This window comes from Rubricoccus marinus, assembly GCF_002257665.1.
GTDB lineage: Bacteria > Bacteroidota > Rhodothermia > Rhodothermales > Rubricoccaceae > Rubricoccus > Rubricoccus marinus.
The window spans coordinates 434,553-451,912 of sequence record NZ_MQWB01000001.1; the positions used below are offsets into that span (position 1 = coordinate 434,553).

The window sequence follows — 17,360 nt, forward strand, 5'->3', positions numbered from 1 at the left end:
CCCGCACCGGCCCACCTAGCTTGGAACCGCTTCCGGCCGCACGCGGTGATGCCGCCTCTGGCGCGCGCCCCGAGCGCGGTCCTGCCAGAGGCCCTGGCCGCCTGTGCCTCTGGCGTTGATCCGAAGCGCAAGAGGTGAACCCTCTGCCAGTCCCCTGTCCCGAACCCCCAGTCCCCGAACCATGGCCTCCGTCATTCTCTCCGCCGCTCGCACGCCCGTCGGCTCCTTTAACGGCGCGCTCTCGTCCGTTCCGGCCCCTCAACTCGGCAGCGCGGCGCTTACCGGCGCGATGGAGCGCGCGGGCATCCAGGGCTCGGACCTCTCCGAAGTCATCCTCGGCAACGTCGTCACCGCCGGCGAGGGGCAGGCGCCCGCCCGCCAGGCCGCGCTCGGCGCAGACATCCCGGACTCCGTTCCGTGCCTGACCATCAACAAGGTCTGCGGGTCCGGCATGAAGGCCGTCCTCCTCGCGGACCAGGCCATCCGCGCCGGCGACGCCGACGTGGTCGCCGCGGGCGGCATGGAGAACATGAGCATGGCGCCGTTCCTGCTGGACAAGGCGCGGACGGGCTACGGTTACGGCAACGGCACGCTGATCGACTCCCTCTTCCACGATGGCTTGCGCGATGCCTACGACGGCAACGCGATGGGCGTCGCCGCCGACCTCTGCGGCGACACGTGCAACGTGCCGCGCGAGCGCCAGGACGCCTTCTCCATCGAGAGCTACACGCGCGCCCAGGCGAGCATGGAGAACGGCCGCTTCGCGCAGGAGATCGTGCCGGTCACCATCAAGGGGCGCAAGGGCGACACCGTCGTGGAGCAGGACGAGGAGCCGCCGCGCACCAACTTCGACAAGATCCCGAGCCTCCGGGCCGTGTTCACCAAGGACGGGACCGTGACCGCCGCCAACGCGAGCACGATCAACGACGGCGCCGCGGCCATGATCGTGGCGAGCGAGGAGTGGGCGAGCGCCAACGGCAAGAAGCCTCTGGCGAAGATCGTCGCCACCTCGCAGCACAGCCAGAAGCCCGTCGAGTTCACGACGGCGCCGATCGAGGCGATCAACAAGGTGCTGCATAAGGCCGGCCTCTCGCTGGACGATATCGACCTATTCGAGATCAACGAGGCGTTCGCCGTCGTGGCGCTCGCGGCGCAGGACGCGCTCGGCATCCCGAGCGAGAAGCTCAACGTGCGCGGCGGCTCCGTCGCCGTGGGACACCCCATCGGCGCCTCTGGCGCGCGCATCATGACCACGCTGCTCTACGCGATGGAGGAGGCCGACGCCCGCTACGGGCTGGCGGCGATCTGCATCGGCGGCGGCGAGGCCACGGCGATCATCCTGGAGCGCGGCGCGTAAGCCTGCTCTCTCGCGCCAGAGGCACCACACCGGAGCCTCTGGCGTCGTGCGGCGGCGGGCGGTGTGCACGGGCGCGCGCCTCGCGGACGTTCCAGCCTCCGTCAGCACGCCAGCGGCCCGCTCTCTCCCCACCCCGATGCCCTACGTCTCCCTCCGCTCGTTCCTCCTCCTCGCGCTCTTGGCCCTCACGGGCTGCGCGGGGGCGCGGGTGGATTTCACGCCAGAGGCGTCCTCAGCACGCGTCGAGGCCCGAGACATCGCGGCAGGGGAGGGGCTGTTCCCCGTCGTGGAGGCGGGGCGGTGGGGCTATATGGACCGCCGCGGCGAGGTCGTGATCTCGCCGCGGTTCCAGTTCGCGACGCCGTTCTCCGAAGGCCTCGCCGCAGCCAAGCAGGGCAACCTGTGGGGCTACCTTTCGCCCGACGGTACGTGGGCCATCGCGCCGCAGTTCGCGAGCGCCAGAGGCTTCTCGGACGGCCGCGGCTTGGTGGGCGTGGGCGGCGCGAAGGAGCGCCGCTTCGGGTTCGTAGACGCGACGGGCGCCTTCGTTGTGCCTACCGTGCTGCCCTACGCGCTGAGCTACAGCGAGGGCCTCGCGCTGGTGCGCCTGGCTGACAAGCAGACCCTCGTTCAAAAGCTGTTCTCCCCCCGCTCCACGCTCGTCTTCCTGGACCGCGACGGCGAGGTGGCCGTTCGGGTCCCCGCCTCCGGCATCTCCGCGGCGTCGTTCTCCGGCGGCCTCGCGCCGTACGAGAAAAGCCAGGGCCTCTTCCGCTCCACGACCTGGGGCTACCTCGACGCCCAGGGCCGCGAGGTCATCGCGGCCGAGCTGGATGGCCCGGCGTTCCGCCACACCGACGGCCTCGCGCGCGTGGCCTCTGGCGGCGAGGTCGGCTTCGTGGACCGCGGCGGCGAGTTCGTGATCCCCCCCCAGTACGCGCTCGCGTTCTCGTTTTCCGAAGGCTTCGCGCCCGTCCAGGTGGGCGGCGCGTGGGGCTTCGCGGACGCCTCCGGGGCGCTCGCCATCGCGCCGCGTTTCCAGCAGGCGCGCGGCTTCTCCGAAGGCCTCGCCGCCGTACAGGTCGGGCGCCAGTGGGGCTACATCGACGCCGCAGGCGACCTCGCCATCCGCGCCACCTACACCAAGGCCGAGCCCTTCGCCAGAGGCCTCGCCCGCGTCTATGAAGGGCGCCTCTTGCGCTACATCGACGCCTCTGGCGCCGTCGTCTGGGCGCAGGACTAGCGCCCGCAGGCCACCAGACTTCTCTTTACGCATCACGCAGCACGCATCATCATGAACGTCACCGTTATCGGCGCCGGCACCATGGGCAACGGCATCGCCCACGTCTTCGCGCAGAGCGGCCACGCCGTCACCCTTGTAGACCTCGACGCCGCCGCGCTCGACCGCGCCCGCGCGACCATCGACAAGAACCTCGGCCGGCAGGTCGCGAAGGAGAAGATCACCGCTGAGGACCAGGCGGCGACGTTGGACCGCATCGCGCTCGAAACCGACCTCGCCTCTGGCGTCGCACAGGCGGATCTCGTGGTGGAGGCCGCGACCGAGAACGCGGACCTGAAGGCCAAGATCTTCGGCCAGATCGACGACCACGCGCCAGAGGCCTGCATCCTCGCGAGCAACACGTCGTCCATTTCGATCACGCAAATCGCGGGCGCCACGCGGCGGCCGGAGCAGGTGATCGGGATGCACTTCTTCAACCCCGTCCCCGTCATGAAGCTCGTCGAGGTCGTGCGCGGGCTGGCGACGAGCGACGAGACGTACAAGGCGGTTCATGACTTGAGCGAGCAGCTCGGCAAGGTCCCCGTCGAGGTCAACGACGCCGCGGGCTTTGTGAGCAACCGCGTGCTCATGCCGATGATCAACGAGGCCATCTTCTGCGTGCACGAGGGCGTCGCCACGCCAGAGGCCGTGGACACGGTGATGAAGCTGGGCATGGCGCACCCGATGGGGCCGCTCACGCTCGCGGACTTTATCGGGCTCGACGTGTGCCTGAGCATCATGGAGGTGCTCCACCACGAGCTGGGCGAGGACAAGTACCGCCCGTGCCCGCTGCTCCGCAAGATGGTCGCCGCGGGCCGCATGGGCCGCAAGTCCGGCCAGGGCTTCTACGACTACTCGGCGTAGACGGCCGCCGCGGCGGGGTACCACGCCCCGCCGCAGGTGCCGGCCCCGCCTTTCGCCCGCACCGTGGTCTGCCGCGCCAGAGGCCTCTGGCGCGGCGCCGCGGGCTGAATCCTCGCATGCCCCGCGCACGTAGCTTCGGCCCGTGCCCAGCGTCCCCTTTACCACACTCGACATCCACGGCGGCCTCAGTGAAGGCCAGGGCGTGCTGCGCGTGGACGGCGACGAGGTCAACGTGGAGGTGCAGGTGGCACACCTCGGCGGCATCTTCAGCGGCCGCACGGAGCGCGCGTCGTTCCACCTGACGGACCTCGACGCGGTCCGCTACAAGAAGTCCATGCTGGGCGACAAGCTCACGCTCCGCACCCAGCCCATGCACCTCGTCAGCGACCTGCCCGGCGGCGCGCAGGGCGAGCTCGTGCTCAAGATCAAGAAAAAGCACCGGCCCGACCTCGACGCCGTGCTCAGCGCGTTCGATCTATGGCTGATCCCGTAGCGGCCTCTGGCGCCCCCGGCTCGGCGAGACTTGGCGTGTGGATCGCGGCGGCGCGGCCCAAGACGCTGTGGGCGGCCGTGGCGCCGGTCCTGCTCGGCGTCGGCCTGGCGCTCGGCGACGGCGTGTTCCATCCTCTGGCGGCGCTGTGCGCGCTCGCGGGTGCGGTCTTTATCCAGATCGGGACGAACTACGTCAACGACTCTGAGGACGCCATCAAGGGCGCCGACACGGCTGACCGCAAAGGGCCGATGCGCGCCGTGGCCACAGGTTTGGTCTCGCCCGGCGCGATGCGCGCTGCGGCCGGCATCGCCTTCGCCCTCGCCTTCGCCTCTGGCGGGTACCTCATCGCCAGAGGCGGCGTGGAGATCCTGATCCTGGGGCTCGTCTGCATTGCCAGCGGCGTGGCGTACACGGCGGGGAAGTACGCGCTGGCGTACACAGGGCTGGCCGACCTCTTCGTGCTGGTGTTTTTCGGGCCTGTGGCCGTGGCGGGGACCTACTACGTGCAGGCGCTCGCACTGCCGAGTTGGGTGCCCATCGCGGGGCTCGGGCCGGGCGCGCTCGCGACGGCGATCCTGCTCGCGAACAACGTCCGCGATGTGAACGAGGACCGCATCGCGAACAAGATGACGCTCGTCGTGCGGTTCGGACGCAACGCGGGCGTCGCGCTCTACAGTCTGATGATCACGGTGGCCGTTATGGTGCCGGCGGCGATGGTGTGGGTCTCGCGCGGGCACCTGGGCGCGCTGGCGGCCTCGGCCATCGCGTCGCTCGCCGGGCGCCGCCTGGCGACCGTCCTGGCTCGCAACGAGGACCCGGCGGTTCTCAACCCGCTTCTCGGCAAGACAGCGCTGCTGCTGCTCGTCTACAGCCTCGCGTTCGCACTGGGCTGGTGGCTGACGTGAGCGGAAAGCGTATTGCGTAAAGGGGCGCCAGAGGCCTCTGGCGTTACGGCGTCACCAGCCACGTCTTCTGCGCCGACACGCCGACCGTGACCGAAACGCCGCGGCGGAACGGGAGGAAGTCCGCCTCCACGCCGTCACCGAAGATGGCGCCGCCCTCGGCCATGTGCGAGGTCAGCCGGAGCGGCGCGCGGCGCGTCACCTCGCCCCAGACGACCTCGGCGCCAGAGGCCACGCTCGGGAACGGCTCGCGGACGGCGAAGACCAGCTTCTCGGCGTCCCACGCGAACCGCACGTCCTCTGGCGCCAGCGGCACGGCCCCGCCGCACGCCACGGCCACGCCTCTGGCGCCCGCGATGACCGACCGGAGCCAGCCCGTCGAGCCCGCGCCGGTGGAGACGATCACGCCAGAGGACGAGTGCCGCTCGCTCCGCCCGCCGTGGTCCAGCGTGTAGCGCGAGGAGACGTGCGTGCGCGCGCCGATGTAGAGGTCGTTCATCGCTAGGAGCCGCTGGCCGTCGCTTGTCATGGCCTCGGCCATCGAGATGGCGCGGAGGGCGGCGTCGTGCCGCACGGCGCGCGCGATGGCGCGAGAGGCCTGGTCGATCTCGACGGGCAGCAGCACGCCCTCGATGCTCTCGGGGTCGGGGTTAATCGCCACGACGGGCTGTCCCGCGAGGTACTTCGCGGCGTTGACGACGAGCCCATCCGGGCCGAGGACGACGACCACGTCGCTGGCGTCGAACCGGTACTGCGGGAGGAGATCGCGCCCGAGCACCTGCACGCGCAACTCGCCCGGGATCTGGCGCCGGACCGCTCCGAGCGCCGTGTGGTAGCGCTCGTGCTCGGCCTCGATGGCGTCCACGTCCTCGCCCGCGCGCTCCAGCCAGAACCGCGCCTGCCCGTGCGTGCCGAATCGGACGAGCAGTTCCTCCCACGCGGTCGGCTTCGTCACCAGCACGGCGCGCTCGATGGCCGTGCGCTCGGCGCCAGAGGCCTCTGGCGAGCGGGCCTCTGGTGCGCTGCGTCGCGGGCGACCGGCCCGGTCGCCCCTACGGAGCTTCTCGCCAGAGGCCAGGATCACGCGCTCGCTCATCGGTTCTCCCGGCCCAGCGCCTGCACGAGGTTCGTGACGAGGTCCGGCGTGACCGTCAGCGCGTCGACCGATCCGCCGTGCTCGGCCCAGTCGCGGAGGGCGAGGCCGACGAGCGTCCGGGCGGGAAGCTCGGCGTAGGGCGCCAGCTTCATCTCGTCGGCGCGGGCGTCGGCTTCGGCGAGCGTGATCTGGTTCTGCGCCTGCTGCTCGACAAGCCTCTGCCGGGCCGTTTCCAACTCCACCTCGGTGTCGAGTTCGCTCTGGCGGATGCGCCGCTCCTCAGCGACGGCGGCGGCGCGGCGTCCGTAGACGGCTTCGTCGGCGCGGCGCAGCAACGCCTCGCGGTACTCGGCTTCGAGAGCGCGCTTGGTCTCGGGCGCGGCGGTGATGGAGCCGAGGTAGAGCGCCTCCACGGCGATGCCCATCTCGGCGAGCGTGGCGTCCTGCCGGACGCGCGCCAGGAGCGAGGCCGCGAGGGCGTCGGCGTCCTTGAGCGCGGCTTCGAGCGGCCTCTGGCGCACCCACGCGCGGGCCTGAGCGCGGACGGCGCTCAAGATGCGGTCTTCCAGCTTTTGCGGGTCCTCGGAGCGGTAGCGCTGCGTGGCGGGCTGCACGCTGAAATCCAGCAGCTCGGCGGCGCGCTCGGGGTCCGAGATGCGATAGGTGAGCTGACCTTGCACGGCCACGTCCTGGAAGTCCGAGGTGGTCTCGGAAAACGCGAACGGGAGGTCCTGCGTCGTGACCGGGACCGAGACGACGGTCGTGGTCATGGGCGCGTAGAAGAACGAGAGGCCGCGGCCCTGGCGAACGACCTCGCCTCCTCGGTACTGGCGGACGAACGCGCTCGGGGCGCCTTTAAAGTGTGAGACGAACATGGCTCTACTTGGTGATGTGGACGGTGGAGGGATCGGTAAGGCGGTACAGCGAGGCCGGGCGGCCCACGCCGCCGCGCTTCTCGCCGGTCTCCGCCAGGTGGCCTGTGGCCAGGATGGCCTTTCGGAAGTTTCTCTTGTCCAGCTCGGCGCCGCCCACGGCCTCGTAGACCGCCTGCGCGTCCGAAAGCGTGAACGTGGTCGGCAAGAACTGGAAGGCGATCGTCGTGTAGTCCAGCTTGGCCGTGAGCCTCTGGCGCGCGAGGGCGACGATCTCCGCGTGGTCGAACGCCAGAGGCGGGAGGGCGTCGGCAGAGTGCCACGCCGCGCGGCTGGCGTCGCTGCCGCCGACAGGCCTCAACTCGTCCGACGGCACCAGGCCGACGTAGGCGACGGTCACGACGCGGCCTCGCGGATCGCGCCCCGGCGCGCCAAACGTGTAGAGCTGCTCCAGGTACACGTCCTCGACGCCCGCCTCCTCGGCCAACTCGCGCCGCGCGCACGCCTCCAGGCTCTCGCCGTCGACGACGAACCCGCCCGGCAGCGCCCACTTGCCTTTAAACGGCGCGATGCCGCGCTCGATGAGCAGGAGGTGCAGCACGCCCTCGCGGAGGGTAAAGAGCGCGATGTCGGTCGTGAGGGAGACGGTGGGCGTCATGACTTGGTGTGGTAGCGACACGAACTAGTTAAGTGTGTCGCGTACACGAAGTCAAGGCCCCGGAGTTGCAGGCGCCCACTTTTTCCCGTTCGGCCTCTGGCGGCAGAGGCTCTGTTTCCTCAGGATCCGCCTCTGGCGACGCTCTCGCCGCGACTCCTTCGCGCCTCGCCAGAGGCTACCGCTCCGGCATCTCACGCAGCCGCGCCGCCAGCCCGCTCGCGCGCCGCTCGGCCACGCCTGCGGCCTCCGCCATCTGCTCCGCCGCGCCTAGGATCGTAAGCGACGGCCCGCTAGAGGCTTCTGGCGCCGTGCCCTTCGCGCGGGTGACGGCGGTGTAGACGAGCTGGCGCGAGAGGCGCCGCGCCTGCGTCGAGCCCGGCGTGGGGAGGACGAGGAGCACGTCGTCGAACTCCGAGCCCTGGCTTTTGTGGATCGTCATGGCCCACGCCGTCTCGTGCTCCGGCAACTGCGCGACGGGCACCTCGCGCACGCCGTCCTTGCCCTCGAAGACCACCACGGGCCTCTGGCGCCAGCGGGCCTCGGCGGATGGCCGCCAGACCACGCCCACGTCGCCGTTGAAGAGGTCGCGGTCGTAGTCGTTCTCGGTCACGAGGATCGGCCGGCCGTGGTACCACGGGTCGGTCGGCGAGAGGCGCAGGCCGTCCTCGCTCAGGCGCCGCTCGACGAGCCGGTTGAGGGCGTACACGCCCCAGCGTCCGCCCCGCGTCGGCGCGAGCATCCGGAACGCGGCGGCGGCGCTCAGCGCGGCCTCTGGCGTGCTCGCGGTGCACAGCGCGCGAGCGTGCGGCTCGGCATGGGTCCAGATGGCCTCGGCGCGGTCGGCGGGGTCGAGGCAGACCACGTCGCCAGAGGCTCCGTCTGTCAGCACATCCCGGACGCCCGCTTCGTCGCCATCGCGCAAGGCGGAGGCGAGGCGCCCGATGCCGGAGTCGGCCGCGAAGCGGTGCGAGACGACTAGGCGCACGACGGCGTCGGCCATCGCGTCTGGCTCCCGTAGGGACACACCGCTGGTGTGTCCGCTCGGTGCCTCGCCAGAGGCGCTGTCGCCAGAGGCCTCTGGCGTCGTCACGCCTAGCGCGTTGCAGAACGCCTGGAAGCCGGGGCCGACTGCATCTCGCGCGCCCGCCTCGCAGAGGTCGCCGAAGACCGCGCCCACGCCGACACTCGGAAGCTGGTCCGCGTCGCCGAGAAGCACAAGCCGCGCGCCGGGGCGCAGCGACGCCAGAAGCGCGTCGAACATGAGCAGGTCCGCCATCGAGGTCTCGTCCACGACGACGACATCGGCCGGGATGGGCGAGGCCGGTCCGCGGCCCCACGCGCGGCGCGTGGGCGAGTACTTCAGCAGGCGATGCAGGGTGACGGCCTCCACGGCGAGCCTCTGGCGCACGTCGTCCGAGACGGGCAGCGCGGCGCTGCGCGAGGCGATGGACTCCGTGAGGCGGTTCGACGCCTTGCCGGTCGGCGTCGCGAGCGCGACCGTCAGATCCGGGTCGGCCGCGAGGAGCAGTGCCAGGAGCTTGGCGACGGTCGTCGTCTTGCCCGTGCCCGGTCCGCCCGCCACGACAGCCATTCTGTGTCGCAGAGCGCCCGCCGCCGCCAGCGCCTGCCGGTCGCCCGCACCGGCCTCGGGAAACAGCGCCGAGAACGTCTCGCGGACGGCCTCTGGCGCTTGCCCGGACTCGCCCACCAACTCCGCGATCCGGCTCGCCACGCGCCCTTCGGCGCGCCAGAGGCGGTAGAGGTAGAGCCGCCCGTCGCCATCCAGCACGAGCGGCGCGACGGTCCCGCCGTCGCTCACGACTGGGCTCTCGTTCAGCCTTTGCACCCACGCGTCGGTCTCGGGGAGCCGTACGGCCGCTCCCGGAAAGGGCTCGCCTGCCCACGCGTCCAGTTCGACGGCCGTGTGCCCGCGCCGCTGCATCGCGCTCACGAGCACGGCCGCGAGCGCCACCTCGCGGGCGCGCTCGGGATCATGCTCTGCCAGCATCCGCGCCAGGGCGAGGTCGATGGGCGCCACGTCTTCGCTCTCGGCGAGGGCATCCAGCAGGGCGGTGGTCTCGGGGGCGAGGGTTCTCATGCGGGCCAGTGGGGAGTGGCCAGTAGCCAGTGGGGAGAGAGGCAGGGGGAGGGGCCGCCCATCGCGCCAGAGGCCTCTGGCGAGCGAGCCTCTTCCATCCTGTCATCCCGAACGAACGTGAGGGATCTACTCGCCGAATGGCGTGAGGCTACAACTGACTCCGTGTGCGGCTGAGGGTAGATCCCTTCTCTCCCTACGGTTCGAGACAGGCGTCGCTTCGCTTCCTTCGAGATGACAGAACTGGAGTGGTGCAGCTTCATCCAGCCTCTGGCGCCCGAGGCTCGCTTTCGCGCGCGCCGTCTCCTGCACCCGGCGCCTCCTCCGCCAGAGGCGCGAACAGGAGCGCGTCCAGCGCCTCCACGAGCGCGCGAGGCGGGCGGACGACGTGGAAGCCCGTCGCGGCCTCCAGGTTCTCGCCAGAGGCCTCTGGCGCACTAGTCGGTGGCGCAACCCCGCGAAGGAAGACGTAGGCCGCACCGCCGACGTGCCGGTCGTAGTCGTAGTCCGCGAGGCGCGTGCGGAGGTAGCGATGCAGGCCGGCGAGGTAGAGGTGCGCCTGCAAGAGGTAGTGGTGCGCGCGCATCGTCCGCGCCAGAGGCTCCGCGCCGTAGTGCGCCGCCGTCGGCCCGAGGTGATTGCTCTTCCAGTCGATGAGCGACCAGCGCTCCTCGCCCGGGTGCTGCACGACGAGGTCGGCCGAGCCCACGAACAGCCCGTCCACGGCCTCTGGCGCGAGGCGCGCGACGACCTCCGCGTAGCTCTGGAGTACTTCGTCGCCGTGCTCGCGGAACAGGTCGGCGATCTGCGACGGCGCGACCCGCGCCAGAGGCGCCACGAACCGCCACTCGGCCGCGAACCCGCCGCGCGGCACGTCCTTGAGCGCGAACCCGAGGCCCGGCATCTCGGTCTCCGCGAGCGTCGCGATCATCTCGGACACGTCCGCCAGAGGCTGGCAGACGGCGCGGTGGACGCGACTCGTGCCGTCGTGCAGACCGTGGCGGCGAAGCACACGCGCGATGGCCTGCGCGTTGGAACTCTCGAGATCGCGGTACGAGTCGGGCAGGCGGAAAACGGCGTTCTCCAGCACCTCGTGCAGGCACGTCCCGGCACGCGGGCCGGAAGCGAAGGCGAACAGCCCGGCCTCTGGCGTGTCGCCGTCGGCCTCGGGCGCGGCGTCGCCCTCGTCGGCGCGGTCGTCGCGCGGAGCGCCAGAGGCCCACGACGAGAAGCTGGCGCGCGCCTCGGGCGAGTGGACGCGGTCGCGCGCTCCCGCACCGAGCGTGCGGACGCCAGAGGCGTCTTCGGCCTGCGCCTCGCGCTCCACGCGCCCCCCGCCCTGCGGCAGCGGCGCGACGGCCATCACGTGACCCAGTTCGGCCCGCGCGATCCACTCTTCGAGCGTCGCGAGACTCGTCCGCAGGTGCTCCAGGGCCGTCTTGCGGGTCGCGTCGTCGAAGCTCGCGAGACCCTCCGCCAGAGGCAGTGGGAGCGTGCGCAGGAGGTGGCCGATGCCGCTGGCGTGGCCGCCGCTGAGCGGTCCCCAGACGACGTAGAGCCGCTCGCGCGCCCGTGTGAGCGCGACGTAGGTGAGGCGGAGGCTTTCGGCGAGACGCTCGGCGTCCGCGAGCGCGCGGTGGGCCTCTTGCGCCGGGCTCCCGAGGTCGTAGACCGCCCCGCCCGAGCCGACGTGCGCGACCGGCGGGCTGGCCTCGAACGTGCCGTGCCACGTCGCCTTCTCCTTGTCGTCCCACACGAACGGCGCGAACACGACCGGGTACTCTAGCCCTTTCGCATTGTGCATCGTCACAAGCTGGACGGCGTGGTCGTCGCTCTCCAGCCGCATCTCGACGCGCTGCCGCTCGGCAAACGTCCGCTCCGTCCGCGTGCGGACCCAGTGCAGGAGTTCGTCCACGGACCGGTCCTCGGAGGTCTCGGCCTCGTGGAGCAGTTCGAGGCAGTGGCGCAGGTTCGTCAGCCGCCGCTCGCGGTCGGCGTACTGGTGAAGCCTCTGGCGCACGTCTTCGCGGCGCACCCACGCCGTCAAAGCGCCGAAGACTCCGTTGCGGCGCCAGAGAGCGCGGTCCTTTCGGAGCCCTTCGACGACCTTGAGCATCCGGCCCTGCTCGTCGCTGTCGCCAGAGGCCGCGGCGAGGTCGGCGCCGGTCCAGCCCCACATCTCGGTCGCGAGGGCGGCGCGGACGCGGCGGGAGTCGGTCGGCCGCGCCATGGCGCGGAGCACGCGCTCGATTTCGTCCATCTCGCGCGAGGTCCGGATGTCGTCGCCCTTGCCGACCACCGCGACGACGTTCGCGCGCCGCAGGCGGTCCTGAAGCTCTCGCGCCTGCCCGTTCGTGCGCGTCAGAACCGCGAGGTCGCCCGCTTCGAGCCGGCGCCAGAGGCCCGTCTTGGCGTCGCGGATCTCGGCGCGCTCGTCGTTGAGCAGGCGGCAGATCTCCGCCACGGTCGCCTCCATCGCGGCCTCTCGCGCGTTGCCCTTGGTGACGATGTTGCCGCGCCCGCGCTCCAGGCCGTCCCCGGCCCACCACACGAACGGCGCCACTGGCGTCACGCCGCGAATCCCGGGCTCGCTCGCATTCGCGGCCACAGGCTCGAAGGGGATGCCGTCGTAGATGAAAGGCTTGCCACCCGTTCCCAGTCGCGAGAACAGCGCGTTGACGGCGCTCACGAGGTCGGGCGACGAGCGGTAGTTGGTCCCGAGCGTGAACCGCCGGTCGGCGTCGCCGCGCGCTTCCAGATACGCGAATACGTCGGCGCCGCGGAAGGCGTAGATGGCCTGCTTCGGGTCGCCGATAAAGAAGAGGGGGCGGCCGGTGGCCGGGCCAGTGGGGAGTGGGGAGTGGACAGTGGCGGACTCGCCAGAGGCCTCTGGCGACGCGCCAAAGGCGCGGCGGAAGATTCGGTACTGCGTCGGGTCGGTGTCCTGGAACTCGTCGATAAGCGCGACCGCGAACTGGTCCTGGATGGCGCGGCGCAGCGAGGGGCCTGTGGCCGGGTGCGCGAGCGCGCGGTCCAGCCGCTCGATCAGGTCGTCGAACGTGAGCAGGCTCGCGGCGGCCTTGGCGCGGCGCGTGCCGGCTTCGAGCGAAGCGACAAAGGCGTGGATCAGCGCCGTCTCCAGCCGCGAGATCGCCGCGACGACATCTGTGCAGGCCCGGAATCCCGCATCGGCCTCCACGTCCGAAACGGCCTCTTTGCCGGCCTTCGAGCCGTTCTTGATCGCCGCGCTCGCGCGCTCCACCGTCGCCATCTCGACGGCGCCGATCTCGCCCCAGTCGCCTCTGGCGAAGGCGTCCACGCGGGCGAAGACGCCGCGGAGGTCGGTCGTGAACGGCTTGCTCTTGGTGTCCATCCGCCAGAGGCGCGGGTCGACGATGTCCTCTTGCGCCGCGGGGTGCCAGGCGTCGCGGAGCCGCTGGCGCGCGTCGCGGACCTCGGCCATCGCGTCCGCCAGAGGCTCGGCGGGCGGGAGGATGCGCGTGTCCACGAACTGCGTGGCGTTGGCGGCGTGCTGCGTGAGGCGGTCCAGCGTCCACCCCGCGGCGAGCGCCAGGGGCCCGAGGTCGGTGTGGCCGCCGACGAGGCCGTGCCACACGTCTCGGGCCACGCGGGTCTGGAGCCGCGCAGCGTCCTCGGTGAAGTCGAACGCGAACGGCTCGCCGCTCTCGAACGCGCTCCGCTCCAGCACGCGCTTGCAGAAGCCGTGGATGGTGAAGACCGCCGCCTCGCCGACCTGCCCGAGCGCGTGCCGCAGCCGCTGTGCCCCGGCCTCGCGGGCCTCTGGCGTCGCGCCGTAGCGCGCGAGAAACGGCTCGACCACGCCAGAGGCCTCGCCGCCCTCGAAGGCGTCCAGCGCTTCGCGGAGCGCCCGCCGGATGCGGGTCTTGAGTTCCTCCGTCGCTGCCACGGTGAACGTGACGACGAGCAGCTTGCGGAGGTCGGGAGTGCCCTCGCCGAGCGCGCCGTCCTCCAGCACGAGGCGCAAGACGAGCTCGGTCAGCGCGTACGTCTTGCCCGTCCCGGCGCTGGCCTCGACGAGCGTGATGCCGGGCGCCAGAGGCACGTCGAGGGCCTTAAACGTCTCGGTCATGCGGGCCAGTGGGATGGGGCCAGTGGCCAGTTGCGGAGACGCGAGGCGGGGTACTGGGTACACGGATGCTCGCTTCTGGCGCCAGAGGCCGCGCGCCATGACGTACCCCGCACCCGGTACCCCGTGCCTCTCCCGCCAGAGGCCAGCGCGCGCGAGTCCCGAGCAGGAGGAACCCGGAACTCGGAACCGGGAGCTGTAAGGCCGGCGAAGCCTACTCGGAACCCCCTACTCATCCTCCATCGCGGAAAAGACCGGCCCCCAGAGGAGGCGCGACCAGCGGTCGAACGACGCCGTCATGGTGTCGAGCGGGGCGCGGCGGCGGTAGCAGAGCGCGACGGCGGGGTCGGTGATGTCGCAGAACGTCTCGTACTGGCCGTCGAACGCCTTGCGGACATCGGGCTTGAGGACGGCGAACTGCTCTGGCGTGTCCAGCGCGACGGAGCGGCCCATGCGCATGGGCTTCCAGGCCTCTTGCGCGAGGATCTTGCGGCGGAAGTCGTGCTCCCACGAGCCGCGGCGCTGCCGGGCGTGGTCGTAGGAGGCGCGCGCGAAAAGAGGCGGCGGCACGTGCTGGAACGCGATGGCGCCGCGGATCAGGAACTGCAGCAGCGCCCGCGCCTCATCCTCCGCCAGAGGCCCGAAGGCCGCGCTCGCGTCGGTCCCGTGGACGACCGTCCGGCGCACGCCGTCTACGGTCTCGTCGGCGCAGAGCGCGAGGTGATCGGCCCAGGCGAAAAGGAGGTCCGTCCCGCGGAGCTTGCCGGGGCGCCAGCGGAGAGCGCCGGCCTCTGGCGCGTAGTCCACCGAGGCGTCCACGCGCCAGCGGCCCTCGGGGCAGGCGACGTGCAGCGCTCGCTTCTCAGTCTCGCCGTGCGAGCGGACGTGATCGGCCACGTCGCCGACGGCGCGCATCGCGCGGCCGACGTACACGTCGGCCAAGTCGCCGGGCGGAAGCTGGCCGGAGCGTTGCAGGCGGTCCGCGATGGTGGGGGCGTCGCGTCCCAGCAGGTCGCCGTCCAGGACATCGCGCTTGACGCCGTGGAAGGCGAGGCCGTCGAGTTCGACCGGCTCGTCGTCCGCGAGCGCGGCGTCTTCCAGGCGGAGGTCCAGGCCGAGCGCGTCCGTGTGCGCGCGGCATGGGTTGGACCACGCCCGGGCGAGCGCCGCCGCGGTCGTCTCGTGCGTCTCCTCCGGGAGCACGAACTCCAGGTCGGGCGCGGGTGCCTCGAAAAAGCGGAGTCCCTCGGGCGCGCCGGGCTCGGGCTGCGGGAGAACGTGCTGCTCGGCGAACGTGAACAGCTCTGGCCTCTGGCGCGAGACGTAGCCGGGGCTCGACGGCTGGAGCGGGTGCGCGATCACGAAGGCGCCAGAGGCCTCGGCGCCAAACGTCTTGCGGCACGCGTCGCGGAACGCGTCGAGCGCGACCGAGGCGGCGCGCTCGGCGTTGTCCATGTGCGAGCGGGCCACGCGGCTCAGAACGAGCCTCTGGCGCGCGGCGAGGACCGCCGCGAGGAAGCTCAGGCGGTCGTCGGCGTGCAGGTCGGGATCGCCCGCGCGGCGCTCGTGGCCGAGGAGGTCGAAGGCGGGCCGCGCGTCGGTCCCCGGGAAGCCGTCGCCCAGGCCGACAACCGCGAGCACGCGGAACGGCACGTGCCGCAGCGCCAGAGGCGAGCCGAACGTCACCTTGCCGGTCAGGTGCGGCTCGCGCCGGTCGATGCCGGACAGCGCGCTCTGCAGGTGGCCGCGGACCGTCGAGGCCGTCACGACGGTCTCGGGCTCGTCCAGCGCCACCAGCCGGTCGATGGCGGTCCGTAGCGCGACGAGTGCGCCCAACTCTGCCTCTTCGCGCGGCATGAACACGCCGTCCACGAACAGGAGGAGGTCCTCGCGCCACGACGCCAGAGGCCGCCTCTGGCGCAGGTGCGCGAGCGCGTCGAACAGTGCCGTCGCCCACTCGGCGAAGCGGCCGAGCAGGTCGGCGCCGTCCAGCCCCGCTTCGGCGACGGGCAGGCGGCCCATCACCACCTCGTCTTCGCGGCCGATGGCATAGCCGACGAGCAGGCGGTCGAGGCCGAAGCGCCACGTGTGCACGTCGTCCTCGGGCAGGCCATAGCCCGCCTTGTGCGCGGCGTCGCGGCCCCAGTGGACGCGCGCCTCGCGCACCCAGTCCAAGAGCGTGCCCAGTTCGCTTTCGTGGATGCGCGCCGCGCGACGGATCACCGGCACATCCAACAGGCCGATCAGGTCCGACGCCGTCGCCCGCCCGGAGTCGAGCGCGAGAACGCGCGCGAAGGCGTCGAGCACGCGGGCCTCTGGCGAGAACGGCGGGTCCGCGATGTGATACGGGACGCGCACGCCCGCCACCTTTTCCGAGCCAAAGACGGCGTCGATGAGCGGCGCGTAGGTCGTCATGTCCGGCACGAGCACGCCGATCTCGCCGGGGCGGAGGTCACCCAGCGTGTCGAAGGCGTCGAGGATCTCGTCGCGCAGGACTTCCAGCTCGCGCAGCGGTGAGTGGCACTCGTGGATGCGGATGGAGCGGTCGTCCTCCGGGCACGTCACTGGCGCGGCGGGCGGCGTGTCGGCGACGAGCGCGGCCTGGAGGGCGTGGAGCGCGCACAGGGGATCACCAGAGGCCTCTGGCGCGGAGGGGGGGGCATCTGACTCGCACGGCTCGGGCTCCCACTTGTGGCCCGCTACGTCGCGCATCACCGCGACCCAGTCGCGGGTGCGGCCGCCGAGGTCGCGCAGAAGCGGGTGGCGCTGCATCGCCTCTGGCGTTCGGCGTTCGGCCTCTGGCGCCAGAGGTGCGGCGACGGCGGCGTAGGCCGTGACGGGCACGTGGCGGCCGAGCGCGTGGAGCGCGCGCCAGAACAGCGGCGGCACGACGGTCGTGCCGAACAGGCTCACGCGCGCCAGCGTCTCGCGGACCTCGTCGGACTGGCCGAGCACGTCGAGCAGGCGCAGCGTCGAAGTGGCGCGGTCCATGACCCGCCCCTCGCGGTTGCTGGGAGCGCTCTGGAGCAGGTGGCACCAGAGGTGGGCCTGCCACGGCTCGTCCTCCCAGCCGTGGGCGACGGTCGCGCCAGAGGCCCACGCGGCGAGGCAGTCCGTGCGGTAAAGCTGGTAGTCGTCGTAGAGCTGCGCGAGGCGGCTCGCGAGCGCCATCGTGCCCGAGCCTTCCTCGCCCTCGTCGGCAGCGCGCTCCAGGTAGGCCCGTACGCGGTCATACGTGCCGCCAGAGGCGGGCAGGTCTTCCAGCACGCCGAGGATGCGCCACGTCAGGCCGTCCACCTCGAACGGGTGGCCGCGCTCGCCCTCTGGCGGCATGGACTCCGGCACGAGCTGGCGCATCAGGCTCGTGACCACCTCGCGCGGCGAGCGCATCTCGATGGACGCCGCGCAGCCCAGCTCGCGCGCCAGCTCGTTCTCCACCCACGTGCGGAGCGCCTGGTTCTGCGCCACGAGGATGGTCTCGCGCTGGAACGGCGCCAGCGGCCTCTGGCGCATCGTCTCCGCGAGGCGGGTCAGGAGCGGTTCGAGGCGCGGCGCGGTGAGGACGTGGAGCCCCGGGTTGGGCACAGACTAGGGTGGTTTTTTGTGCTCGCGAATCTACGGCCGCCCGTTATGACG

General features: G+C 71.7%; 11 protein-coding genes. 5 read left to right on the forward strand and 6 right to left on the reverse strand.

The window, feature by feature from the left end:
- Positions 1-181 precede the first annotated feature (181 nt).
- The 5 genes from BSZ36_RS01665 (at position 182) to BSZ36_RS01685 (ending at position 4,898) form a co-directional block, all read left to right on the forward strand.
- A complete protein-coding gene (locus BSZ36_RS01665) occupies positions 182-1,357 on the forward strand; it encodes a thiolase family protein (protein WP_094545427.1) in 1,176 nt (391 codons plus the stop codon).
- Between the two features lie 136 nt (positions 1,358-1,493).
- A complete protein-coding gene (locus tag BSZ36_RS01670) occupies positions 1,494-2,600 on the forward strand; it encodes a WG repeat-containing protein (protein WP_143536720.1) in 1,107 nt (368 codons plus the stop codon).
- Positions 2,601-2,648: 48 nt separating this feature from the next.
- Positions 2,649-3,500 carry a 3-hydroxybutyryl-CoA dehydrogenase gene (locus BSZ36_RS01675; protein WP_094545429.1) on the forward strand — a complete coding sequence of 284 codons (852 nt, stop codon included), beginning with the start codon at positions 2,649-2,651 and terminating at the stop codon, positions 3,498-3,500.
- A gap of 142 nt (positions 3,501-3,642) precedes the next feature.
- The gene (locus tag BSZ36_RS01680; protein WP_094545430.1) at positions 3,643-3,993 is read left to right on the forward strand and encodes a hypothetical protein; all 351 of its coding nucleotides are present in this window, start codon (positions 3,643-3,645) and stop codon (positions 3,991-3,993) included.
- Positions 3,978-4,898 (forward strand): 1,4-dihydroxy-2-naphthoate polyprenyltransferase, encoded by a 921-nt coding sequence (locus BSZ36_RS01685; protein ID WP_094545431.1) that lies wholly within the window; start codon positions 3,978-3,980, stop codon positions 4,896-4,898. The genes BSZ36_RS01680 and BSZ36_RS01685 overlap by 16 nt, the downstream gene beginning before the upstream one ends.
- 43 nt (positions 4,899-4,941) lie before the next feature.
- Here BSZ36_RS01685 and BSZ36_RS01690 read toward each other — a convergent pair whose 3' ends face one another.
- From BSZ36_RS01690 to BSZ36_RS01715, 6 genes are all read right to left on the reverse strand, one after another.
- Entirely contained in the window at positions 4,942-5,991 is a 1,050-nt protein-coding gene (locus BSZ36_RS01690) for a diacylglycerol kinase catalytic domain-containing protein (protein WP_218827520.1), read from the reverse strand.
- Positions 5,988-6,866 carry an SPFH domain-containing protein gene (locus BSZ36_RS01695; protein ID WP_094545432.1) on the reverse strand — a complete coding sequence of 293 codons (879 nt, stop codon included), beginning with the start codon at positions 6,864-6,866 and terminating at the stop codon, positions 5,988-5,990. Before BSZ36_RS01695 ends, BSZ36_RS01690 begins: the two co-directional genes overlap by 4 nt.
- Before the next feature lie 4 nt (positions 6,867-6,870).
- Positions 6,871-7,521, reverse strand: coding sequence for an NUDIX hydrolase (locus BSZ36_RS01700; protein WP_094545433.1), 651 nt, complete (start codon positions 7,519-7,521; stop codon positions 6,871-6,873).
- Between the two features lie 175 nt (positions 7,522-7,696).
- Complete coding sequence (gene recD / locus BSZ36_RS01705) at positions 7,697-9,619, reverse strand: exodeoxyribonuclease V subunit alpha (RefSeq protein ID WP_094545434.1); 1,923 nt, start codon at positions 9,617-9,619, stop codon at positions 7,697-7,699.
- A gap of 256 nt (positions 9,620-9,875) precedes the next feature.
- Complete coding sequence (locus BSZ36_RS01710; RefSeq protein WP_179270967.1) at positions 9,876-13,727, reverse strand: UvrD-helicase domain-containing protein; 3,852 nt, start codon at positions 13,725-13,727, stop codon at positions 9,876-9,878.
- 225 nt (positions 13,728-13,952) lie between these two features.
- Positions 13,953-17,309, reverse strand: a complete 3,357-nt coding sequence (locus BSZ36_RS01715; RefSeq protein ID WP_094545436.1) for an exodeoxyribonuclease V subunit gamma — start codon at positions 17,307-17,309, stop codon at positions 13,953-13,955.
- Between the last annotated feature and the right edge of the window lie 51 nt (positions 17,310-17,360).

What these genes read in the sequence shown, in the direction of transcription:
- BSZ36_RS01670 (WP_143536720.1), top strand. Translation starts at nt 1,494, where the DNA reads ATGCCCTACGTCTCCCTCCGCTCGTTCCTCCTCCTCGCGCTCTTGGCC.
- BSZ36_RS01685 (WP_094545431.1), top strand. Translation starts at nt 3,978, where the DNA reads ATGGCTGATCCCGTAGCGGCCTCTGGCGCCCCCGGCTCGGCGAGACTT.
- BSZ36_RS01710 (WP_179270967.1), bottom strand. Translation starts at nt 13,727, where the DNA reads ATGACCGAGACGTTTAAGGCCCTCGACGTGCCTCTGGCGCCCGGCATC.
- BSZ36_RS01695 (WP_094545432.1), bottom strand. Translation starts at nt 6,866, where the DNA reads ATGTTCGTCTCACACTTTAAAGGCGCCCCGAGCGCGTTCGTCCGCCAG.
- BSZ36_RS01700 (WP_094545433.1), bottom strand. Translation starts at nt 7,521, where the DNA reads ATGACGCCCACCGTCTCCCTCACGACCGACATCGCGCTCTTTACCCTC.
- BSZ36_RS01690 (WP_218827520.1), bottom strand. Translation starts at nt 5,991, where the DNA reads ATGAGCGAGCGCGTGATCCTGGCCTCTGGCGAGAAGCTCCGTAGGGGC.
- recD (WP_094545434.1), bottom strand. Translation starts at nt 9,619, where the DNA reads ATGAGAACCCTCGCCCCCGAGACCACCGCCCTGCTGGATGCCCTCGCC.
- BSZ36_RS01665 (WP_094545427.1), top strand. Translation starts at nt 182, where the DNA reads ATGGCCTCCGTCATTCTCTCCGCCGCTCGCACGCCCGTCGGCTCCTTT.